This is a genomic window from Roseibium aggregatum, assembly GCF_014692675.1.
GTDB classification, from domain to species: Bacteria; Pseudomonadota; Alphaproteobacteria; order Rhizobiales; family Stappiaceae; genus Roseibium; species Roseibium aggregatum_C.
Genome location: NZ_JABFCZ010000003.1, coordinates 39,452 through 61,121 on the forward strand (window position 1 = coordinate 39,452; position 21,670 = coordinate 61,121).

Annotated in this window: 18 protein-coding genes; 7 read left to right on the forward strand and 11 right to left on the reverse strand. The window is 62.4% G+C overall.

Going from position 1 to position 21,670, the window contains the following annotated elements; genetic code table 11:
• The first annotated feature begins 188 nt into the window (after nt 1-188).
• The 4 genes from HK439_RS02605 to HK439_RS02620 all read left to right on the forward strand — a co-directional run bounded on the left by HK439_RS02605 (nt 189) and on the right by HK439_RS02620 (nt 5,425).
• A complete protein-coding gene (locus HK439_RS02605) occupies nt 189-1,394 on the forward strand; it encodes an EF-hand domain-containing protein (RefSeq protein ID WP_190289815.1) in 1,206 nt (401 codons plus the stop codon).
• 635 nt (nt 1,395-2,029) lie between these two features.
• Entirely contained in the window at nt 2,030-3,160 is a 1,131-nt protein-coding gene (locus HK439_RS02610) for a type III PLP-dependent enzyme (RefSeq protein WP_190289816.1), read from the forward strand.
• Nucleotides 3,161-3,172: 12 nt separating this feature from the next.
• Complete coding sequence (locus HK439_RS02615; RefSeq protein ID WP_190289817.1) at nt 3,173-3,724, forward strand: GNAT family N-acetyltransferase; 552 nt, start codon at nt 3,173-3,175, stop codon at nt 3,722-3,724.
• Between the two features lie 315 nt (nt 3,725-4,039).
• Nucleotides 4,040-5,425: a homospermidine synthase gene (locus HK439_RS02620; protein ID WP_190290014.1), complete on the forward strand. Its 1,386-nt coding sequence runs from the start codon at nt 4,040-4,042 to the stop codon at nt 5,423-5,425.
• Between the two features lie 175 nt (nt 5,426-5,600).
• On the opposite strand, the gene HK439_RS02625 is transcribed toward HK439_RS02620, so the two are convergent.
• From HK439_RS02625 to HK439_RS02635, 3 genes are all read right to left on the reverse strand, one after another.
• Complete coding sequence (locus HK439_RS02625) at nt 5,601-7,421, reverse strand: adenylate/guanylate cyclase domain-containing protein (protein WP_190289818.1); 1,821 nt, start codon at nt 7,419-7,421, stop codon at nt 5,601-5,603.
• A gap of 151 nt (nt 7,422-7,572) precedes the next feature.
• Nucleotides 7,573-9,153: a SulP family inorganic anion transporter gene (locus HK439_RS02630; RefSeq protein ID WP_190289819.1), complete on the reverse strand. Its 1,581-nt coding sequence runs from the start codon at nt 9,151-9,153 to the stop codon at nt 7,573-7,575.
• 218 nt (nt 9,154-9,371) lie between these two features.
• Nucleotides 9,372-9,716: an SH3 domain-containing protein gene (locus tag HK439_RS02635; protein WP_190289820.1), complete on the reverse strand. Its 345-nt coding sequence runs from the start codon at nt 9,714-9,716 to the stop codon at nt 9,372-9,374.
• A 288-nt stretch (nt 9,717-10,004) separates the two neighbouring features.
• Between HK439_RS02635 and HK439_RS02640 the strand changes: the two genes are divergently transcribed.
• Complete coding sequence (locus HK439_RS02640; protein WP_190289821.1) at nt 10,005-11,273, forward strand: hypothetical protein; 1,269 nt, start codon at nt 10,005-10,007, stop codon at nt 11,271-11,273.
• Nucleotides 11,274-11,327: 54 nt separating this feature from the next.
• Here the strand turns inward: HK439_RS02640 and nhaA are convergent, their stop codons facing one another.
• The 8 genes from nhaA to HK439_RS02680 form a co-directional block, all read right to left on the reverse strand.
• Complete coding sequence (nhaA, locus tag HK439_RS02645; RefSeq protein WP_190289822.1) at nt 11,328-12,551, reverse strand: Na+/H+ antiporter NhaA; 1,224 nt, start codon at nt 12,549-12,551, stop codon at nt 11,328-11,330.
• Nucleotides 12,552-12,789: 238 nt separating this feature from the next.
• Nucleotides 12,790-13,566, reverse strand: a complete 777-nt coding sequence (locus HK439_RS02650; protein ID WP_190289823.1) for an SDR family oxidoreductase — start codon at nt 13,564-13,566, stop codon at nt 12,790-12,792.
• Nucleotides 13,567-13,612: 46 nt separating this feature from the next.
• Nucleotides 13,613-14,416 carry an ABC transporter permease gene (locus HK439_RS02655; RefSeq protein WP_190289824.1) on the reverse strand — a complete coding sequence of 268 codons (804 nt, stop codon included), beginning with the start codon at nt 14,414-14,416 and terminating at the stop codon, nt 13,613-13,615.
• Nucleotides 14,413-15,015 (reverse strand): ABC transporter ATP-binding protein, encoded by a 603-nt coding sequence (locus HK439_RS02660; RefSeq protein WP_190289825.1) that lies wholly within the window; start codon nt 15,013-15,015, stop codon nt 14,413-14,415. The genes HK439_RS02655 and HK439_RS02660 overlap by 4 nt, the downstream gene beginning before the upstream one ends.
• A 123-nt stretch (nt 15,016-15,138) precedes the next feature.
• Nucleotides 15,139-16,923: an SPFH domain-containing protein gene (locus tag HK439_RS02665; RefSeq protein WP_190289826.1), complete on the reverse strand. Its 1,785-nt coding sequence runs from the start codon at nt 16,921-16,923 to the stop codon at nt 15,139-15,141.
• Nucleotides 16,924-17,111: 188 nt separating this feature from the next.
• On the reverse strand, nt 17,112-17,420 hold the full coding sequence (locus HK439_RS02670; RefSeq protein WP_190289827.1) for a tyrosyl-tRNA synthetase: 309 nt from the start codon (nt 17,418-17,420) through the stop codon (nt 17,112-17,114).
• A 165-nt stretch (nt 17,421-17,585) separates the two neighbouring features.
• Entirely contained in the window at nt 17,586-18,566 is a 981-nt protein-coding gene (locus HK439_RS26780) for a VOC family protein (protein WP_235987540.1), read from the reverse strand.
• Between the two features lie 26 nt (nt 18,567-18,592).
• Complete coding sequence (locus HK439_RS02680; protein WP_190289828.1) at nt 18,593-19,219, reverse strand: TetR/AcrR family transcriptional regulator; 627 nt, start codon at nt 19,217-19,219, stop codon at nt 18,593-18,595.
• Between the two features lie 222 nt (nt 19,220-19,441).
• Here HK439_RS02680 and HK439_RS02685 point away from each other — a divergent pair, with 222 nt between their 5' ends.
• Both HK439_RS02685 and HK439_RS02690 read left to right on the forward strand, forming a co-directional pair.
• Nucleotides 19,442-20,626: an aminotransferase gene (locus tag HK439_RS02685; RefSeq protein WP_190289829.1), complete on the forward strand. Its 1,185-nt coding sequence runs from the start codon at nt 19,442-19,444 to the stop codon at nt 20,624-20,626.
• 12 nt (nt 20,627-20,638) lie between these two features.
• Nucleotides 20,639-21,667, forward strand: a complete 1,029-nt coding sequence (locus HK439_RS02690; RefSeq protein WP_190289830.1) for an asparaginase — start codon at nt 20,639-20,641, stop codon at nt 21,665-21,667.
• The last annotated feature ends 3 nt before the right edge of the window (nt 21,668-21,670 follow it).

Genomic DNA, 21,670 nt, shown 5'->3' on the forward strand with positions numbered 1-21,670 from the left:
AAAATTAATGGGTCCTGACCCTAACTAATGCGTAGCGAACGCGTTTGCGCGCAGATTTTGTAACAGGATGTAACAGGGCCGCAAATGCGGACATTTGGCGACACTTCCCCCGGTTTCCGACCGTATTTCTGAGACAATTCCCACCTATCTCTTGGTCATCGCAACGACGAACCACGGAGTAATGTGGGATGAAAACGCTTAAGACATTCGCAATTGCGGCGCTGGCAGCAGGTGTTGCGGGCACGGCTCTCACCACATCCATGAGCGCATATGCCCAGGGTTGGGGTGGCGGAAACGGTCCGCACGGCTGGCATATGATGGGCGGTCCGCGTGACGGCATGCGCGGCGGCCGTATCATGGAGCGTTTCGACGTCAACGGCGACGGCGCCATCACCCAGGTCGAAGTCGATGAAGCTGCGGCGACGCGGTTTGCCGAGGCTGATACGGACGGAAACGGTTCGATCGATCTGGCCGAGGCCAAGGCCGCTTTCGCCAAAATGAGCAAGGACATGCAGGTCCGTGCCTTCCAGCGCCTGGACAAGGATGGCGACGGTACTGTCACCGAAGAAGAATTCAACGCACAGACCGACCGTATGTTTGCCCGTCTCGACCGGGACGGCAACGGCGAACTGGAAATCCTGCGCGGCCGTCCCGGCGGCCCCGGCTTCGGTCCCGGTCCGCGGATGAAGCCGGGCAGCGCCACGGATTCCGATGACGATGCCACCCCCAGCCGCGGAATGGGCCAGGGAATGGGCCAGGGAATGGGTCAGGGAATGGGCCCGGGAATGGGTCAGGGAATGGGCCCGGGAATGGGTCAGGGCTACGGTCCCGGCCAGGGCCGCGGAATGCGCGGGAACGACGATGACGGTATGCGCGGCGCACACCATCGCTGGGGCTGGCATGGACGTGATGACGACGGCCGCAATGGCCCGCGTTGGGGGCATGGCTGGGGCATGGGCGGCGGCGCTCGCGGTCATATGGGAATGGGACCGATGGGCGGTCACGGCATGATGGCCGGCCTGTTCCAGGTCTTTGACACGGACGGCAACGGCAAGATCACCCGTGAGGAGTTCAACGAGGTTCGCGGCAAGCTCTATGCCTCTGCCGATACGGACAAGTCGGGGTCCTTCAGCCTGGATGACTTCTCCGCGATCTGGATGACCCTGCAGGAACCGCGTGTCGTGCGCATGTTCCAGTCGATGGATGCCGACGGCGACCTTAAAGTCACCGCCGAAGAACATGCCGAGCGGACAAAGGATCTGGTCGAGCGCATGGACCGCAACGATGACGGTGTCATCACCTCCGCCGACTTTGGCCGCAAGGGCAGGGGCTATCACGGCTCCTTCGGCCACGGCCATCATGGCGGCAAGAATTGCGGCCGCGGCAACCGCTGAGGTCCGGTTGATTCGGCCGGAGATTGCCTTCCCCGGCCTGCAGAATTGGCAGCAGCCGTCAGTCAATGCCCCCCACCCGCACTGGCGGCGGCCTGTCAGAAGAAGGGGTCCGTTCGGGCCCCTTCTTTCGCTTTTGAATTTTTTTGAGTTTCCAGAAAAAAATCTCTTGAACTGAAAGGCGAATTGGCCCATTTACGGCTTGCCCAAATTCGCACGTGCCCGTGGTCGTTCATGGGATGGCTGACACAGACATCTCTTAAGGGGCCGCTGCCGCAAAACACCGCCAAGGGGCGGGGCAGCATGATCCGGACGGCTTAAAGCAACGACGTAAGAGGGTTTTTTCGGTCTCTGCCGGGGTTTCCAACCTCCGGGGTCACTGAAGAGGCACTTGTTACATCATTGCCCGACGTGCGGTTCGGTTTTCCGATCCAATCAACGGCATTCCCGACGCGGGAAAGCTTTGCGCGGCCTCCGGCCTGCATTGCCCAACCGTCGCCGCTATTGCACGCCGCCCCCGGCTTCCACCACGGGGATCACGGTCCTGCATTCGCGGCATCCTGCGACGTGAAGCTGCGAAGCGGCCAGCAAAGAGAAAGCCGGCTTCGCACGACAGATTGGAAAAAGGGCATACCCCGATGAGCGAACGTATCCGCGAATTCCTCCGCCGCCGCGCAGACGAAGGTCCGTGCGTTGTCGTCGACACCGACATTGTCCGTGAAAACTACCTGACCTTTGCGAAGGCCCTGCCGGACACCTCTGTCTACTACGCCGTGAAAGCCAATCCGGCGCCCGAAATCCTGACCCTGCTGGAAAGCCTGGGCTCCTCCTTCGATTGCGCCTCCGTCGGCGAAATCGAGATGGTGCTGGCGACCGGCGCCGATGCGTCCCGCATTTCCTACGGCAACACCATCAAGAAGGAACGGGACATTGCCCGTGCCTTTGAATATGGCGTGCGCCTGTTTGCCGTCGACAGCGTGGAAGAAGTCGACAAGATCGCCCGCGTTGCCTCCGGTTCCCGTGTTTTCTGCCGTGTGCTTTGTGACGGTGTCGGCGCCGAATGGCCGCTGTCGCGCAAGTTCGGCTGCGCCCCGGAAATGGCGGCAGACGTTCTGGAACATGCTCACCGCTCGGGCCTTGAAGCCCACGGCGTGTCGTTCCATGTCGGCTCGCAGCAGGCGAACCTGGGTGCCTGGGATGCAGCGCTCTCCATGGCCGCCGGCGTATTCCGCGAAATGGCGACCCGCGGCATCGAGCTGAAGATGGTCAACATGGGCGGCGGGTTTCCGACCCGTTACCTGAAGGACGTCCCGGGCGTGCCGAGCTACGGCGAGGCGATCTTCCGTGCGCTCACCGATCACTTCGGCAACCGCCTGCCGTCGACCATCATCGAACCGGGCCGCGGCATGGTCGGCAACGCCGGCATGATCGAGACGGAAGTGGTTCTGATTTCCAAGAAGTCCGCTGACGACGACGTCCGCTGGGTCTTTCTGGACATCGGCAAGTTCCATGGCCTCGCCGAGACCATGGACGAGGCGATCCGCTATCCGATCCGCACCCCGCGCGACGGCGACCTGACGGCTCCCTGCGTGCTGGCCGGCCCGACCTGCGACAGCGTGGACGTTCTTTATGAAAAGACGCCCTACGAACTACCGGTCAGCCTGTCGATCGGCGACAAGCTGCTGATCGAGGCCTGCGGTGCCTATACCACCACCTACTCGTCCGTGGGCTTCAACGGCTTCGCGCCGCTTGCCTCCTACGTGATCTGAGGATCGCCGGTGATGATACACATTGTTGACGAGGCGCCGGCCCATGTCGGCGCCCGCGAGGCGCTGCTCGATCTGAGCTTCGGCTTCGACCGGCATCAGAAAACCAGTGAGCGGCTGCGCGAAGGCCGCCTTCCTGCCTTTGCCTATTCGGCGCTGGACGAAGACGGCGAACTTGTCGGCACCGTCCGGCTCTGGCCGGTTTCGGATGGTACGGGCCAGGGGTCGCTCATGCTTGGACCGCTTGCGGTTGCCAAGACCTGTCAGGGACAGCGTATCGGCGACCGGCTGATGCGTCATGCGCTGACCCAGGCAGCCCTCGCCGGTCACGGTTCCGTTCTGCTCGTGGGCGATCTGGCCTATTATGAGCGGTTCGGCTTCGCACGCGGGCTCCTGGACGGTGTCGTGCTGCCGGGTCCGCTCGAGCGGGAGCGTTTCCTCGGTCTGGAGTTCACCTCCGGCCATCTGGAGCGGCTTTCCGGTTGCCTCGCGGGCGCCGGCCAGATCGATCCGGTTGCGGCACTTGGTCTGCCGTCCGTCGATTTGCCCTATCACAAGGTTGCCTGAAGGACCTTTCAATATGAACATGTGCCGGCAATGCCAGTGCCGGCACATTTTTTTTGTCTGAGGTGGAGAGAGATGACCGACGAAACCCCGTCCAAAGCACGAACTCCCGGATCCGGAACCCGCAAGCCTGCCAGCCGCAAGCCTGCCGTGCGCAAACCGGCAGCCGCCAAAACCTCGGCATCGAAACCGGCTGCTGCGAAACCTGCAGCCTCTCGCAGGACTCCGATCCGAAAGGCCCCGGCCAGAAAGCCTGCTCCGAAGAAGGGGGCAGCTCCGGCATGGCCGAAACACGGCAAGATCACCGGTCCGGTCGTCATGATCGGCTTCGGGTCCATCGGCAAGGGCACGTTGCCCCTGATCGAGCGTCATTTCGATTTCGACGCCGGTCGATTCACCGTGATCGATCCGGTGGACCGGGATGCCGCGCTGATCGCCGGTAAGGGTTATCGTTTCGAGAAGGCCGCCCTGACCCCGGAAAACTACAAGGAGATCCTGACCCCCTTGCTGACCGAGGGCGAGGGCCAGGGGTTTTGCGTCAATCTCTCCGTCGACACGTCTTCCCTCGACATCATGAAGCTCTGCCGCAAACTGGGCGTGCTCTATATCGACACGGTCGTGGAGCCGTGGCCCGGCTTCTATTTCGACGATGAGGCCGACGCCGAAGCCCGGACGAATTACGCCCTGCGCGAGACCGTGCGCAAGGAGAAGAAGAAAAATCCGGGAGGCACCACTGCCGTTTCCTGCTGCGGCGCCAACCCGGGCATGGTCTCCTGGTTTGTCAAGAAGGCGCTGGTCGATATCGCCCGGGACATCGGCCTGGAGTTCAAGGAACCCGCCAGCCGCAAGGACTGGGCGAAGCTGATGAAGAAGGCCGGCGTCAAGGGCATCCACATCGCCGAGCGCGACACGCAGATCGCCAAGGGGGCAAAGCCGCTCGACGCATTCTGGAACACCTGGTCCGTGGAGGGCTTCCTGTCGGAGGGCTTCCAGCCGGCGGAACTCGGCTGGGGCACCCATGAGAAATGGAAGCCCGGCAACGCGAAGGCTCACGAGAAGGGATGCCGGGCGGCGATCTATCTGGAACAGTCCGGGGCCAACACCCGCGTGCGCACCTGGTGCCCGACGCCCGGCGCGCAGTACGGCTTCCTGGTGACCCATAACGAGGCGATCTCCATTGCCGACTACTTCACCGTGAAGAAGGACAAGAAGGCCACCTACCGGCCGACCTGCCACTACGCCTATCACCCGGCGAACGTGGCCGTGCTGTCGCTGCACGAACTCTTCGGCGCCGCCGGCCGGATCCAGCCGGAGCTGCATGTCCTCAACGAGGACGAGATCGAGACCGGCATCGACGAGCTCGGCGTACTGCTCTACGGCCACGCGAAGAACGCCTACTGGTACGGCTCCCAGCTTTCGGTTGAAGAGACCCGCAAGCTTGCACCTTACCAGAACGCGACCGGCCTGCAGGTCTCGTCCGCGGTGCTGGCCGGCATGGTCTGGGCGCTGGAAAATCCGGAAGAGGGCATCGTGGAAACCGACGAGATGGATTACAGGCGCTGCCTGGAAATCCAGATGCCCTATCTCGGTCCGGTGAAGGGCTACTACACCGACTGGACGCCGCTGCAGGGGCGCCCCGGTTTCTACCCGGAAGACATCGACGAAAGCGATCCCTGGCAGTTCCGGAACATCCTGGTTCACTGATCGGTTGAACACGCTGACTCAGGGAAAGGCGAATGAGAAAACGGCGGCAATTCAATCAATTGCCGCCGTTTCCGGAATCAGTTTCATCGTGTGGTTGAAGAACTTGAATCACTTTCTCAATTCGACCCTGTCAAAAATGACAATGTTGAATCAATTTCTGAAGAAAGCCGGGTAATCAACCCGCATCCAGATTAAGCCGGATGACCTCAACCGGCCTGTCCTTGCCCTTGACCTTCTGCTCTCCCAGCCGGGTAAAGCCGATCCCGCCGGGCAGGCTGTCGCCGAACTCCCGTGACGCAAGAATGATGACCTCGGCCGTCGGATCGACTTCACGTCCGAGGGATTCCAGCCGCGAGGCCACATTCACCGTGTCGCCGATGACGGTGTAGTTGACCCGGCTTGGCGCGCCGATGTCGCCGACGACCAGAGCGCCTCCGTGAAGCCCGATTCGGATATGCACCGGCGGCAGGCCTTCGGTCTTTCGTTTCAGATTGTCCTCATGAATGATCCGGGCGATGTCCAGGGCTGCCCGGGCGGCCGGTTCGACCGGGTTCTCGATCCTCTCCGGCGCGCCCCAGAACGCCATGACGCTGTCGCCGACATATTTGTCGATGGTGCCGCCGTGGGCCTCGATGACGGAGCCGATCAGCGTCAGGTGATGGTTGACGAAGGCCGCGACCTCCGTCGCGCTCATGGATTCCGACAGGGACGTGAAGCCGACGATGTCGGTGAACAGCACCGTGAGGTCGCGTTCCTCCGGCGGCGTGTCCGCGCGGCCTTCGCGGATGAGCTTGGTGACCAGGGTCTTTGGCATGTAGCGCATGAAGGCCGACAGGCCGCCGACCATGGCGTTGAAGCCGGTGGACAGGTCGTCCAGTTCACGCACCATGGAGTGGGGCAGGGGGAGGACGGCATCGAGATCGAGCCGGGCCACGGCTCTGGCCCCCTTTGCAGCCCGTCTGATGGGCGAACCTATATGGTGGGACAGGATGCCGGCGCCGATCAGGGACAGACCCAGAAGGGCCACGCCGATCAGAGCGGCGTCGCTGAGCTGATGCAGCGGCTGTTCGAGAACCTCTGCCGGAAAATGCGCGCCGAGGCGGACCGGAAAGCCTTTGAGGCCATGGGCACCGTTGTCCAGGAGGATAAACCGCCTGTGTCCCTGGGCGTCATACCCGACGCGCAATTCATGCCCCCGGTTCTTCCCGTCTGTCCCGCTTTCCACGAGTTCGGTCGAGGCCAGGTTTGAGAGAAACTCGTCCGGGACGTGGGCCACGTCCATCAGCGGACGGGATACCGTCGCCTGGTCGTTTTCGGCGGTAAGCGCCGGGTGCGCGAAAATATTATTGGTGCCGGGTTCCATGAGGAACACGGTGATCATGTCGCTGGAAATATCCCGGGTGATATCGGAAACGCGGTGCAGCGACATGGCGACAATGACGATGCCCGCGAATTTTCCCTCGATCCGCACCGGGGTAATGTGCCCGATATAGCTGTGTCCGCGCCCGGGAAGGTATTTCGCCTTTGTCCAGAACGGTTCATCGGATTTGGCAGCCTCGTCCAGAAGCGGGCCGAGGATCGGATCGTTTTTTGCGTTCCTGATGAAATTGGGGATGGAGATATCATCCGCCTTACCGCGGTCGATCTCCACCGTGTTTCCATCCTGGTCCGATACGGCAACGAAGGAGACATGAGGCATGGCCGCCAGCGAACCGTAGAGATACTCGGCCACCGCATCCGGGTCATCCCGCGGAATTCCCCCCGACTTGAGGCCCTCCGCCGTGAAATGTCCCATCTCCACCACGGCATCGAGCTTGTCGTTAAACGCCCCTTCGAGCGAGCGCATGCCCGTGTCGACCAGTTCGCCGCCGAGGTGGCGGACCACTTTCTGCGACGTATAGGCCTGAACCAGAAGAACGAGGGCGGCGGTGATGAAGACGAAAGCTCCGATCACCGATGTCAGCGTCGGGGTGATGCGAAAGCGCTTCGGCAGCATGGAGGGCAGAATCCGTATTCAAGAAGGACGGGCCGAGTATCGGCGACGGGCGGGCTCTGCGTAAAGATCGGGTCGTAATTTAGCGCGGGACAAGAAAAAAGGGCGGCTTTCGGGAAAGCCGCCCTTCGGTATCCTTTGGGAGGGAAGGCCGTCAGCGGGCCTTCTCGACCGGGTCGAACTTGTGGCCATAGTCGACCGCGACCTCGTAGTCCGGGTCTTCCAGGATCGAGACCTCGACCAGGCTGCCGGCCTTTTCCAGGAGCTTCTGGCAATCCGGCGACAGGTGGCGCAGATGCAGGCGTTTGCCCGCAGCCTCGTATTTGGAGGCGAGCGCGTCGATCACCTCGAGCCCGGAATGGTCGACCACCCGGCTGTCGATGAAGTCGATGACGACATCGTCCGGATCGTTGTTGATGTCGAAAATATCCTGAAAGCGGGTGGTGGATCCGAAGAACAGCGGTCCGGAGAGGCGGTAGACCTTCCAGCCTTCCTTGCTGACGCCGATCCGCGCGCTGATCCGGCTGGCGGCGTTCCAGGCATAGGCAAGTGCGGAGATGATCACCCCGACCACGACGGCGGTGGCAAGATCGGTCAGCACCGTGACCACGGTGACCAGAACGATCACCAGCGCGTCGGTCATCGGGATCCGGTGCATGATCTTCAGGCTCGTCCAGGCGAAGGTGCCGATCACGACCATGAACATGACGCCGACCAGGGAGGCGACCGGGATCTGTTCGATCAGCGGCGAGGCGAACAGGATGAAGGACAGCAGGAACAGGGCTGCCGCCGTGCCGGCGATGCGCGTGCGTGCGCCGGATTTCACGTTGATCATCGACTGGCCGATCATGGCGCAGCCGCCCATGCCGCCGAAGAAGCCGGTGACCACGTTGGCCGCGCCCTGGGCCAGGCATTCCTTCGAGGCGCCGCCCTTGGTGTTGGTCAGATCAGCGACCAGGTTAAGCGTCAGAAGGGACTCGATCAGGCCGACGGCGGCCATCACCACCGCATAGGGCAGGATGATCTTGAACGTGTCCCAGGTCAGCGGCACCATCGGAATGTGGAATTCCGGAAACCCGCCGGCGATGGAGGCGAGATCGCCAACCGACCGCGTGTCGAGATCGAGACCGATCACGAGTGCGGAAACCGCCAGAATACCGGCGAGCGGCGCCGGAAACGCCCGGGTCACCTTCGGCAGCAGCCAGATCACCGCCATGGTCAGGGCCACCAGGCCGAGCATCAGGTAGAGATCGGTTCCGCCCATCCAGGTGAAGCCGCCGGAGCCGTCCGGCACCTTGAACTGGCCGAGCTGGGCCAGGAAAATGACGATCGCCAGGCCGTTGACGAAGCCGAGCATGACCGGATGGGGCACCATGCGGATGAACTTGCCCCATTTCAGGAGCCCGACGCCGATCTGGATGAGGCCCATCAGCACCACCGTGGCGAAGAGGTATTCCACGCCGTGCTGGGCAACCAGCGAGACCATCACCACCGCAAGGGCGCCGGTGGCGCCTGAAATCATGCCCGGCCGGCCGCCGGCAAGAGCGGTGATCAGGCCGACGAGAAAAGCGGCGTAAAGGCCGACCAGCGGATTGACGCCTGCGACGAAGGCAAAGGCGACGGCTTCCGGCACCAGGGCAAGCGCCACGGTCAGGCCGGCCAGCAGCTCGGTCTTGATACGGGAGAGGGACAGTTCTGTCGAAACAGGCGCAAGGGCCTCGGCGCGTGCGGTCAAGGGGCACTCCAGCTCGTTGTCGTTTTTTCGATCACGCGCCGGGGGTCTTGGGAGGAAGGCGCCTCGGATCAGATGGAATTACGGGTGTTTCTACAGATTTTATTGCACCGCAGCAAGGGTGCGCTGCGGGAAGCGGCTATGTGCCGCGCGCATGGAACGGGCAGGCGCACCAGCGCCTGCCGCGCAATCTGACCGATCAAGCGGGGGACGGCTAAACGCTATGGACAGTCGCTGTCGCGCACGTAGCGGGCCTTCACCCAGCCATGGGAGACGAAGTCGCCGTTGTAGTGGCTGACCGGGCACCAGCGGCTGGGCCAGGGCCGGGAAGGCGGTTCGCAGGGGGCATCGAGATGAATGATCCCGTGGCGGCCGGGTACGAGCGTATCGACAATGCTCGAGGACGCCGATGGGCGGGACCGCATGTTGAGCGCGTCATTTGCCGCGACATTGACCACGACGAGGCATCCCGGACCACTGGTGGCGGCGGCGGGCCCGGGCAGAGACAAGACCATTGCAACTGTGCAGGCGATCAGGGCTGCTGATCGGAAACCGGTCTTTCGCATGTCACCTCTCCCCCCGTCTGCAGGTCAGCGGGCAACCGAACCTGTAGAGGCCAATCTACTTGGCAAGGGCCCGCTTGCAAACCGCGTTTGAGGCTGCTTGCGGCGGTCAGCCGGCCGGCGAGGGCGCTGAGCAACAAGGATCCGGATCGTCACCGCCTCCGGGCTAGTATTGTTCTTCCGCTGCGGCACACGCGTGGGTTCCTGACCTGGTTGTGGTGAACGCTGTGCCTGTCCCTATAATTGACGAGGCAGGGAAAAAGGAGGGGTATCGCAGGGGAGGAACAAGCCATGCGAACCATTAGCCATGCCCGATTTCTCGCAATTGCCGGTCTGATGGCCGTCGGGGGCGCCGGTCCGGTCAATGCTCAACCAGAGCAGCAGCCGACTCCGGTCCCGCGGACCGAGAGGACCGAGCCGGTCGAACTGACCCGCCCGGCGGAACCCGGGGAACCGGTCCTGACAGGGGTCGACGCGCCGGAGCGGTTCGAACTCGGCAATCCGAATGACCTGACGCTGCTGGTCGGGATCGAAACCGAAAACCTGTCGCCGCTTCTCGATGCGGAGATCTTCGTCAGGGTCTTCGACATGTGGGGCAAGCCGATTGAAGTGCCCGTTCTGAACACCTTGAGCGCGCGCGACATTCTTTATGGTGACAAGCTGATCGGCATCGATATCGGCCACGCGCTCCAGTACAGGGGGGAAAGATTTTCGGTCAAGATCTGTGCCTATTCCAAGCAGATCACGGGGAAACCTTGCTCGGTCGTTGACCTGTACGACCGGGGCTCTCCGCTCGATGAACCGGTCAAGGATCAGAAAATTCTGATCGATCTCGTGAAAAAGCGGTTTCCTGGCATTGGATGCCGGTGCAAGTCAGGCGTCATTCGCCTGTCTGCCAAGGATACCAGCCACGGAAGTCTCGGCAAGTTCACGGCTGTGACGGGAGGACCGAACTACGGTCCCTACCACGCGACCGACAAGGTCAAGAAACTGATCAACAGCAATTTCAAGTTCGAGCCGCATTTCGAGATCGAAATCCTGAACCGCCCGGACAAGCCGAAGGGAATGGATGCAGAAATCTGGTCACTCTACGAAAAGATGTTTCCGTCGCTTTGTACCGAGGGCCAGCGGGTCAACGGCACCACGGTTTTCAACGCGGGCACGCCTGCGAAGCGTGAATACGATGTGAAGGAGACGGTCGGAGGCAACACGGTCAAGAAGCCTTATACGGAAACCAAGGACACTTCCAAGTTCACGTGGGACGCCCATGGCTATCGCGTTCCGGGCACCGGCAGGAGAACCGTGACCGGCGACGTGAAGGCGCATGAAAAGAATATCGTGCATTGGCTTGATACGCCGGGGCTCAACCAAAAGGATCAGAGCCATTTCGTCGGTCTCGGACCAGCCTATGCGAACAACTTTTTCCATTCCTTCGTTCATGGGACCACCGGCAAGGATGCAGACAATTGCGACTGCTTCTTCGGTGTTCAGACCGGTGTCGTCGATGCCAATGCGGACGCCCAGGCGCCGAAGATATTGAAAAAACCGGAGTGCAAATAAGCAAATGCCGGACGGGATCACTCCCGTCCGGCACGTTCATCAGCCGTCAGCCGCTCAGGAATGCGAAGCCGATGCCCCCGCCGTTGCCGACCGGGAGGTGTAGCTCAGCAGGAGGTAGCCCAGAACGGCGCTGGCGATCGAACCGGTCAGAACGCCAAGCCGCAGCTGGGCCACATAGGACTGTGTTTCAAAAGCAAGTGTTCCGATAAACAGGCTCATGGTGAAGCCGATGCCGCACAGGAGAGCCACGCCGTAGATCTGGCCCCAGTTTGCGTCGCGCGGCATGGGCGCCACCCGCAGAGTCACCGCCAGCCATACGGTCAGGAAAACGCCGATCTGCTTGCCCGCGAACAGGCCGAGAGAGATGCCGAGCTTGACCGGCTCGGTAAAGCTGTCCCACCCGATGCCGGCGAAGGAAACGCCGGCGTTGGCGAAGGCGAACAGGGGCAGGATACCGAATGCGACCCACCGGTGCAGCCCGTGTTCCAGTTCTTCCAGGACCGAATGGTGCGCCCCTTCTGCTTTCGTCAGAGGTATGGCGAAGGCGGTGATCACGCCGGCCAGGGTCGCGTGTACGCCTGACTTGAGCACGATTGTCCACAAGACAACGCCGACAACGATATAGGGCGAGGCTTTTGTCACTCCCATGCGGTTGAGGATGAAGAGGATGGCAATCGGGATAACCGCAAGCGCAAGGACCGTCAGGGACAGGCCGCTGGTATAGAAAATTGCGATGATGACGATTGCGCCAAGATCGTCGAAAATCGCAATCGCCAGAAGCAGGATTTTGAGACTGCCGGGAACGCGGTTGCCGAGCAGCGACACCACGGCGAGCGCAAAGGCGATATCGGTGGCGGCCGGAATGGCCCAGCCGTTCAGGCCGCCCGGATCGGACAGGTTGAACAGGGTGTAGATCCCGGCGGGGACCAGGATGCCGCCGATGGCGGCCAAACCGGGCAGCGCCACCTGCGCCGGCGAAGACAGCTCACCGATGCGGAATTCGCGTTTGATTTCCAGACCCACAAGAAAGAAGAAAATGGCCATCAGGCCATCGTTGATCCACAACAGAAGCGGCTTTGCAATCTCCAGTTCGCCGAACTGGACGGCGACCGGAATGCCCAGGAACGCCGTGTAAGTATCCAGAAGCGACGAGTTGGCCATAACCATCGCCAGAACAGTGGCGGCAACCAGAAACAGCCCGCCGGTGGCTTCCATCTTGAGAAAGTCACTGATTGCTTCGGTCAATTGCCGGTGCTTTGCCCGGATCACTTGGATCATTTGCCTGCTTCCAAATCCTGTCTGTCGGTTCTAATTCCGCTTGTAAGTATGGTCGGAATTTGAAAATTCAAATGGTGCGGTGGCGTCTTGGTTCGAATGTCGGCGACCGGGGTAAATAAGTCGTTGTAAAGTGGCGCTGGCAAGCCTGTTTTATCTCTTTCCTCAACGTTATATCGATCAGTGCTCAGGTCAAATGCGGAAGCGCATTTCCCGGACCGTTTCAGACTTGAACCGGGGCTCAGGCAAGCGTCTGAAGGTCGGCATCGATGCTGATCGCCTGGCCGGAGATGGTCCTGCCGCGGGGCGAGGCCAAAAACAGCATCATGTCGGCAAGCTGGCGGGGGTCGATCATTTCCTTGATCGAGGCATGGGCGAGAAAGTCCGTTTCCGCTTCGCTGTAGGTCTTGCCGAGCGCGTCCGCCTTGGCGGCGATCACCCGCGTGAGGCGGTCGCCTTCCACCAGTCCGGGCAGGATGGTGTTGCAGCGGATGCCGAACGGTCCGAGTTCGCGTGCGATCGTCTTGGTGAAACCGACGATGCCCCATTTCGCGGCCGAATAGGCGCTTCGAAACTGAAACCCGAATTTTCCGGCCGCCGACGACAGATTGATGATCGAAGGATTGGCGGAGGCTTTCAATGGCTCGACGGCGAGCCGGGTGCAGTTGAACTGGCTGGTCAGGGTGACGGCGATGCAGCGGTCCCAGTCGGCCGGGTCCATCTGCTCCACCGGAGCGGTTGCCCCCGAGATACCCGCATTGTTGATCAGGCAGTCCAGACCGCCAAGGCTTTCCAGGGCCGTGTCGAACAGCGCCTGCACCTGGTCCCGGTCGGCGACGTCGCACAGGCTGGCGCCGATATCGGGATTGTCCGCCCGAAAGGCGCTGATTGCTGCTTCGTCGATATCACAGATGTGCACCCGCGCGCCCTCGGCGGCAAAGGCCCGCGCCGTATGCAGGCCGATACCTGACGCGCCCGCAGTGATCAGCACCCGCAAACCCTCAAGTCCAAGATCCATTCCCGTTCCTCCCGTTCCAGCGCAATCCCTCGATTGGGCTCAACTCCTAGCCGGAATCGCTCAGCCGGTCGAGCCGGAGGCGATGGCGGGGATCGGTCAGGCGCCAGGCACTGGCGAGCACGGCCATCAGGACGCCAAGGCCGGTCGCGCCGCCGATCAGGAACATGATCAGCAATTGATACTTCACCGCTTCCTGGGGATCGGCGCCCGACAGGATCTGGCCGGTCATCATGCCCGGAAGGGCAACGGCGCCGGTGGCGGCCATGGAGTTGATGATCGGCGTGAACCCGCTGCGCAGAGCACGTCGGAGCGGCGGCAGCAGTGCGGTCAGGCTTGTCTCGCCGAGAAGAAGCTGGGCCTCGATGGCGCGCCGTTCGCGGTCGACCAGCGAATGCAGGGAATCGAGCCCGAGGCTGACGCCGGTCATGGTGTTGCCGAGGATCATGCCGAACAGGGGAAGCGCGTATTGGGGCGACCACCAGGGCGCGGGTTGGATCTGGGTGGTGAGCGCGAAGACGGTGACGAGCGTGCCTGAGAAGGTCATGGCGGCCGCACCCAGGCCGTAGCCCCAAAGCCCCGTGTGGCGCCGCTCCTGCCGGGCGCGGATTTCTCGGCCCGCAAACCCGATCATGACAATGGCGACAAGGGCCGTGATCCAGGGCGATGCTGCTGCGAACACCACCTTGAGGACGAGGCCGACCAGGAGCAATTGCAAAATCATCCGAAAGGCGGCGATCAGCAGTTGCCGCTCCAGCCCAAGACGGAGGGCAAGCGACAGTCCGGCGTTGATGAGGATGAACAGGGAGGCGAGGGCCAGGTCCCAGGGCGAGAGGACGATGTAGCCGCTCATGCCACGGCCTCCGCTACCGGTGACAGCCGTCCATGCTCCATCAGGAAATGGCGCCCGCCCAGACGCTGCGCCTGCGCCTGGTCGTGGGTGACGAGCAGGATCGCGACACCCTCGCTCATCTGCCGGCGCACGATGTCTTCCACGCGAGCGGTCGCCTGTTCGTCGAGCGCGGATGTCGGTTCGTCGAGCAGCAGGACCTTGGGCTTGTTGTGGAGTGCCCTGGCGAGAGCAAGACGTTGCTTTTCGCCCGTGGAAAGCCGGTTGACTTTCCAGTCGAGGGCTTTCGGCAGGTCGACGGCTTCAAGGAGTGCGGCGGTCTCGGGACCGGGTTTGAAATGGTCGGCCACGTTGTCGGTCCACCATCCGCTTTCCGCCGGTATCATTGCCACAAGACGGCGCCATTGCGGGGCCGGCATCCGGTTTCGTGACTGCTGATCCAGCCGGACGTCGCCCTCGTTCGGATCGAGATCGGCAATGGCCCTGAGCAACAGCGATTTGCCGGTTCCCGAGGGGCCGCGAAGGGAAACGCACTCACCGGGCGCGATCGAAAGGGAGATCGGGCCGATGAGGGGCGTCTTCAGGTTTGAGATTTCAAACATGGCGGCGGCTGGTGTTTGAGACTGACCGTCCTACGCTATCGGGTTTGCGCAGGAATTACACCCGCCTGACATATGAAAAGGGCCGGTCGCATATCGCACCGGCGCTTTCGAAGAGCGGGAGGCTTACTGTCCCGCAGGTTTGGGCGGTTGTCCGGTGTTCTGGCCGCCGATGCTTGCCCCGAGAAGGGCCGCCGCACCCGCAAGTCCGGCGCCGTCGCCACCGACGATGGTATTCGGCACCAGCTTGCCGACCAACCCGACAAGCTCGGGTTTGCGTTCCAGTGACGCAAGCAGCTTTTCAAGGGCCTGGAGCAGGGCGACCCGATCCTGGCCGAGCACGTCGACCTGGGCGCGCTGGCCGCGGGCAAGCTCCTCCAGATACTGGCGTTCGGCGCGGCCGAGAGCGGCGCGCTCCTGCTCACGCTGGGTGGCGACCTGAACCGCGATCTGGGCTTCCACCAGGCGCGGCTGTTCGTCGGCGGTGGAGCGGGCCTGTTCGGTCTCGATGCGCTTTTGCTGGGCGTCGGTTTCCCGCTCATAGGCGATCGACAACTGGTCTGCGAGCTGGACGCGCAGGCGCGACACCAGGAGTTCCGGCGGGATCGCCGGTTCGCCGAGGCGGATTTCGCGGATGTCGACGCCGGCCTTGTTGCCTTCAATCTTGATCTGCGCCTCGATGGTTTGTTCCAGTGCGTCCCGGTTTTCAATGAGGTCCAGCACCCGCGTCGGGCGGACGGTGTAGGTGATCGGGGAGACCACCGCGCCGCTGGCATCCTTGTTGGGAACCCGGATCGAGGCGCCGGCCACGTTGCGCACGATGGAACGGATTGCGGGCGTCAGGATGCGGTTCTCGATCTCTTCAAGACCGCCGACCGAGCCGACCACCACGGGCGCATTCGCCGGATCCACCTGGACCAGGGCGCGCAGCTCCAGCGGAATGTCCCAGCCCTCGACCTTGACGAAGACCGCCCGGTCGGCGGCATCATCCGGCATCGGTTCGTTGACCGACCGCTCGGTCTGCTTGATATCGCCTTCCTGATCGACGGAAAGGTCGATGATCCGCTTGGTGTAGCCGCCCTTGTATTCCCAGGTCTGGACACGGGTGTCGACCAGGGTGACCTCATAGGCCTGGCGATTCAGGTAATAGGCGCCGGGGAAAAGCGGGTCCTTCCAGATGCCGACGCAGCCGCGCGGCACCAGCGGCACGGACAGCGCTTCGCGGGAGGCTTGCGATGCCGAGACTTCCTCCTCCACGCAGTTGATGCCCGGCTGGCTGACGTTGGACTTGACCACGCCCACGTGGCCGGCCGGAATGATCGTGGCGTTGGTCCCCTGGTCGAGCCGGACATCGAACAGATAGCGGTTCAGGCGGTATTGGCCCGGCTTCAGCACCGTTTCCTGGGGACCGCGCAGACCGCCCTTGGTCAGGAACACATCGGCCTTCAGCATGTCGCCCATGTCTTCGTCCGGGATGGCCGGCGCCATGAACATACCCGACGGCATGGCCTTACCGTCCAGGGTGGTCAGCTGGCCGTAGTAGCCTTCGGGAATCGTGACCACGTCGAATTCCTCGAAGTCATAAAGGACGCGCACCAGCGGAATGAAGTGAAAACCGGGGCCGAGAATTTCCGCCTGCGGGCCCTTTTCGCCGTTGAGCGCGATGATTCTGCCCGGCGGCAGTTCCTTGAAGGCGTAGATCCGCTTCAGGTGGCCGACCTGGTTGGCGTCCACGAATATGAAGGAGGTCGACGCCAGCATGAACAGGCCGATACCCAGGGCGACGATCCCGCCGAGTGGGCCATAAATGAGCCGGCCGATTCTGGATACGGGCGTCGAAGGACCCGGGCGGCGGACAATCATGATGATGCCTGCGATAACGGCGACGACGCCGATCAGGACTTCGAGCATGGCATTTCTCCGAATCGTCTTTCTGGTGCCTTTGGAGCGAGTCGCTCTTGCAGCTTACGCAACGAAATCAGGCTTCCAAAACAGAATTGTGTCTGAGGGGGGCTGCGGGCGGTCAAAATGGCCGAACGTGCAAAGACCTCCGGGTGGTCCGGAGGTCTTTCGCAATCAGGTGATCTGCTCTTGTCGGATCAATAGTTGCAGACGCGGCGGTAGCCGACGACCACATACTGGCCGTAATAGGGATCCCAGCGGCGAACGGCCCTGCTGTGGCAGTGATACGGGCGGGGAGCCGGGCGATAGCCGTAGCCGTATCCGGGGCCATATCCGTTGTTGTATTGCGAGCCGATGATGGCTCCGGTTGCCAGTCCGATGACGGCGCCGGCCGCGAACGCGCCGTTGCGGCCGTTCTTGGCATCTGCGGTCTGGGTCGTGACGGTCATAGCGGACGTGGCGATGACTGCGACGGCCATGGTGGTCACTGCGATTTTCTTGAACATTGTCTTTCCCTCTGCTTTCCGGCGGGTCGGAAATTCCCGCCGCCGATGAGGAAAAGCTACACGTAGATGACCTTGCGTAATGTGATGGCGGTCACGCTTGGTGCGTTTGCCTGAACAGGCGCGCCGGGCGGCTTTCCCGACGCGCCAACCAGGTTTTCGGCCGCGCTAGGCCGCGATACGTGCGGCAGCCTCCAGCCCGGCAATGTCGATCTTCTTCATCGACATGAGGGCATCGAAGACGTGCTGCGCTGTCTGCGGCCCGCCGGAGCGGATGAGCCGCGGCAGGGCCTTGGGCACGATCTGCCAGTGGACGCCGAACCTGTCCTTGAGCCAGCCGCACTGGCCTTCCTCGCCGCCGTCGGCAATCAGCTCCCGCCACAGCCGGTCGGTCTCCTCCTGGGTGTCGGTCAGGACCGAGATCGAGGCGAGATGGGACGAAACCGGGTTCGGGTTGCCGTTCATGGTCATGTAGGCGGTGCCGGCGAGGGAAAACTCGACAACCAGCGCCGGGCCGTTCGGGTCCGGCCGGACGACGGAGTCGATCCTGCTGTCGGGCAGGAGAGACACATAGAAGCGGGCGGCCTCTTCGGCCTGCTCGGGCAGGAAGAAGCAGGGCCGGGTCTTGGCCGCGAATTCCGGTTGGCCGGGGATAGGGGCGTCGCTCGCTTCGAGCGAGCGCGCCAGTGCATCAAGCTGTGCCGATGCAGCGGTCCAGCCGGGTTCGAAACCCATCTCCAGATGCTTGTTCTTGTCCTCTTCGTTTTTGTGCCTTGCGCCCCAGATCATCCGGGTATGACCATCCTCCGTGTCGGAGAGGTCAACGTAGCCGGTCATGAACGGGTTGGGCGCCGGGACAAATCCTTCCGCGTAGGCGTCGGTGAAGACGAGCCGCTCGCCCGGTTTGATCTCCAGGCAAACCCCCTTGTTGTCCATCCGTTCGCCGTTCGGACCGACCATCACTGTATTCATGCGGCCGCCCGGTTTCAGGTCGAATTCGGCCTCGGCAACCGACCAGGGCTTCGGGCAGAACCACTGCCTGAAAAGGTCCGGTTCGCTCCAGCAGCGCCAGACCGCGCTGCGCGGCGCCTTGATGATGCGCTCGATTTCCAGGCTCAGGTCGGTATTGCGGAATTGCACTTCACTCATGAGACTTCCTCCCTTTGAACAAATGACTAAGCGGGCAGATTGAAGAGAAGCCGGACATAGCGTGTCAGGTGGTCGATGCTGTCGATGGCCTGTTGCGGCTCGTTGCGCGCCTTGGCGACGATGAAACCGCCCTGGATGACGGCCTGGGTGTGAAGCGCCAGGCTTTCCGCGCTGCAGGGCAGGGTGATCCTGTGACGCTCCGCGGCCGCGGCGATATCGGCAACGAGCGTGTCCGCATGTCCGCAGATGCTGTCGGCGCAGGCCTCCCGGATGGCGGGGCTGGTGTCGTAGACTTCCTGCGTCATGGTGCCGACAAGGCAGGTGAACTCCGGAACCGAGCCAGCAATCAGCGCCTTGCGGAAGTCCAGATAGCCGAGAAGCCGGTCGAGCGGGTCTTCATGATCATGATAGGGGGCCCCTTTAAAAAGGGCGCCGGTGACCTGCGACCAGTAGTCGGCGGCGGCGACGGCCAGATCGTCCTTCGTCTTGAAATGGTGAAAGAAGGCGCCCTTCGTCACGCCGGCGGCCCTGCACAAGTCGTCGACGCTGGTAGCAGCGTAACCTTGGGCACGGATGACGCTGAGCGCCGCCTCCAGCAGCTTGGTGCGGGCTACCGCTTTTCTCTTGTTTTTGGGTTCGGATGAGCTTGTCATGCTTTAACATACCAACCGGTTGGTATGTGAGTCAATCGGTATGGATCCTGTTTCGGTTTTCTGTTTTTCTGACCCTGCGGGAGGTTCCCGGCAGCGGACCGTCGATTGCGCCCCTCAGCCGGGGAAAGAAAAGGCGGTGCAAACACCTCTCGACGCGCCGGAAAACCGGCGCTACAAGCCGATTAGCAAAAAAAGAATTCGGGTGGTCCGGGGAGGGCCGTGATGAAAGCGACAAATCCCGTCTTTACCGGTCTGGAAACGACCATCTTCGAAACCATGTCGCGGCTCGCCATGACGCACAAGGCGGTCAATCTGGGTCAGGGCTTTCCGGATGTGGACGGTCCGCTCGATATCCGCCAGGCTGCGGCCGATGCGTTGATTTCCGGCCCGAACCAGTATCCGCCGATGCTGGGCCTGCCCGAATTGCGCCAGGCGGTGGCCGCTGCCAACAAGCGTTTCTACGGTCTCGACATCGACTGGCAGAGCCAGGTGATCGTCACTTCGGGTGCCACGGAAGCCCTCGCCGACTGCCTGGTGGCGCTGGTCGAGCCCGGCGACGAGGTGATCCTGATCGAGCCGCTGTATGACTGTTATCTGCCCATGGTGAAGCGGGCGGGCGGGATACCGGTGCGGTTGCGCGTCACCCCGCCGGAATGGGCGCTCGATCTGGATGCGCTGGAGCGCGCGTTCAACGACCGCACCAAGGCAATCCTGATCAACAACCCGATGAACCCGACCGCCAAGGTCTTTTCCGATGAAGAACTGCAGGCGATCGCCGACCTGTGTGTCCGCCACGATGTCTTCGCCATTTGCGACGAGGTCTATGAGCACCTTCTGTTCGACGGCGCCAGACACCGGCCGCTGATGACCTTCGACGGCATGGCGGACCGTTGTGTGCGTATCGGCTCCGCAGGCAAGACCTTCTCGCTGACCGGCTGGAAGGTCGGCTACATCACCGGCGCGCAGGAGTTGATCGACCCGATCGCCAAGGCGCACCAGTACGTGACCTTCACCACCCCGCCGAACCTGCAGAAGGCCGTCGCCTTCGGGCTGGGCAAGGACGAGAGCTACTATGACGGCCTGTCGGCCGAGCTCCAGGCCAAACGCGATTTGATGGCTTCCGGACTGGAAAAACTCGGCTTCGGTGTTCTTCCCTGCGCGGCCACCTATTTCCTGACCTGCGATATTTCCGGTCTCGGCCTCGGCGACAATGACATCGAGGTCTGCCGCAAGATGGTGGAAGAAGCCGGGGTTGCCGTGGTTCCGGTTTCCGCCTTCTATGGCGACGAGGCGCCGGGGAATTTCATCCGATTCTGCTTCTGCAAGCAGGACAGCGTGATCGAAGAGGCCATCGCGCGTCTGTCCGACTGGATGGCACCCGTTGCCGCCGGTGCCATAGGGAATTAGGAGCCTTTTTGCATGACAAACCCCGTTGCCGTCGAAGTCACGCGCGGAACGCTGGTCGAAAGCTTTCATCGGGGCACCGTCGCCGTGGCCGACACGACGGGCAGGCTCGTCTGCGCGATCGGAAATACGCGCGAGCGGGTCTTTCCGCGCTCCGCCATCAAGGCGTTTCAGGCCTTGCCGCTGGTGGAATCGGGAGCGGCCGATGCGCTCGACTTCGACGATGCGGAGCTGGCCCTTGCCTGTGCCTCCCACTCCGGCGAGGCGGTGCATGTCAATGCGGCGCGGGTGATGCTGATCAAGGCGGGGCTTTCCGAAGACGACCTGGAATGCGGCTCCCACTGGCCCCGGCGCATGGAAGATATCGCCGACCTGATCCGCGCCGACGAGACGCCATGTCCCTTGCACAACAATTGTTCGGGTAAGCATGCCGGTTTTCTTGGACTGGCAAAGGTTATGGGCGTGCCGACGCGAGGCTATGTGCTGCCCGATCATCCGGTGCAGCAGGAAATCAAGGCCGTGCTGGAACAGTTGACCGGCGACACGCTGACCTCGGACATCTGCGGCACCGACGGCTGTTCGATCCCGACCTATGCGACCCCGCTGGAAAGCTTTGCCCGGGCCTTTGCCTGTTTCGGAACCGGCGAGGGACTGGACCCTGAACGGGCCAAGGCAGCGGAACGGATCTACGAGGCCTGCGTCAACGAGCCATTCATGGTGGCCGGCACCGACCGGTTCTGCACCGATGTGATGGCAGCCTTCAACGGCCGGGTCTTCGTAAAGACCGGGGCGGAAGGCGTGTTCTGCGGCGCCGTTCCCGAACTCGGTCTCGGCATCGCGCTCAAATGCGACGACGGCGCCACCCGCGCCTCGGAAGTGATGATGGCGGCCGTTCTGGAAGCCATGCTCGAGATGAACGAGGACGAAGCCAGGACCCTCGACCGGCTGGTTAATCCGCCGGTGCTGACCCGCCGCGAGGTTCAGGCCGGCGAAGTCCGTCCGGGCAAGGATTTTCTGGCAAGTCTGAAATCCGCACTGTCCTGAAGT

Excerpts from the sequence above, each read along its gene's own strand:
- HK439_RS02605 (WP_190289815.1), top strand. The coding sequence starts at position 189 with ATGAAAACGCTTAAGACATTCGCAATTGCGGCGCTGGCAGCAGGTGTT.
- HK439_RS02610 (WP_190289816.1), top strand. The coding sequence starts at position 2,030 with ATGAGCGAACGTATCCGCGAATTCCTCCGCCGCCGCGCAGACGAAGGT.
- HK439_RS02615 (WP_190289817.1), top strand. The coding sequence starts at position 3,173 with ATGATACACATTGTTGACGAGGCGCCGGCCCATGTCGGCGCCCGCGAG.
- HK439_RS02620 (WP_190290014.1), top strand. The coding sequence starts at position 4,040 with ATGATCGGCTTCGGGTCCATCGGCAAGGGCACGTTGCCCCTGATCGAG.
- HK439_RS02625 (WP_190289818.1), bottom strand. The coding sequence starts at position 7,421 with ATGCTGCCGAAGCGCTTTCGCATCACCCCGACGCTGACATCGGTGATC.
- HK439_RS02635 (WP_190289820.1), bottom strand. The coding sequence starts at position 9,716 with ATGCGAAAGACCGGTTTCCGATCAGCAGCCCTGATCGCCTGCACAGTT.
- HK439_RS02640 (WP_190289821.1), top strand. The coding sequence starts at position 10,005 with ATGCGAACCATTAGCCATGCCCGATTTCTCGCAATTGCCGGTCTGATG.
- nhaA (WP_190289822.1), bottom strand. The coding sequence starts at position 12,551 with ATGATCCAAGTGATCCGGGCAAAGCACCGGCAATTGACCGAAGCAATC.
- HK439_RS02650 (WP_190289823.1), bottom strand. The coding sequence starts at position 13,566 with ATGGATCTTGGACTTGAGGGTTTGCGGGTGCTGATCACTGCGGGCGCG.
- HK439_RS02655 (WP_190289824.1), bottom strand. The coding sequence starts at position 14,416 with ATGAGCGGCTACATCGTCCTCTCGCCCTGGGACCTGGCCCTCGCCTCC.
- HK439_RS02660 (WP_190289825.1), bottom strand. The coding sequence starts at position 15,015 with ATGTTTGAAATCTCAAACCTGAAGACGCCCCTCATCGGCCCGATCTCC.
- HK439_RS02665 (WP_190289826.1), bottom strand. The coding sequence starts at position 16,923 with ATGCTCGAAGTCCTGATCGGCGTCGTCGCCGTTATCGCAGGCATCATC.
- HK439_RS02670 (WP_190289827.1), bottom strand. The coding sequence starts at position 17,420 with ATGTTCAAGAAAATCGCAGTGACCACCATGGCCGTCGCAGTCATCGCC.
- HK439_RS26780 (WP_235987540.1), bottom strand. The coding sequence starts at position 18,566 with ATGAGTGAAGTGCAATTCCGCAATACCGACCTGAGCCTGGAAATCGAG.
- HK439_RS02680 (WP_190289828.1), bottom strand. The coding sequence starts at position 19,219 with ATGACAAGCTCATCCGAACCCAAAAACAAGAGAAAAGCGGTAGCCCGC.
- HK439_RS02685 (WP_190289829.1), top strand. The coding sequence starts at position 19,442 with ATGAAAGCGACAAATCCCGTCTTTACCGGTCTGGAAACGACCATCTTC.
- HK439_RS02690 (WP_190289830.1), top strand. The coding sequence starts at position 20,639 with ATGACAAACCCCGTTGCCGTCGAAGTCACGCGCGGAACGCTGGTCGAA.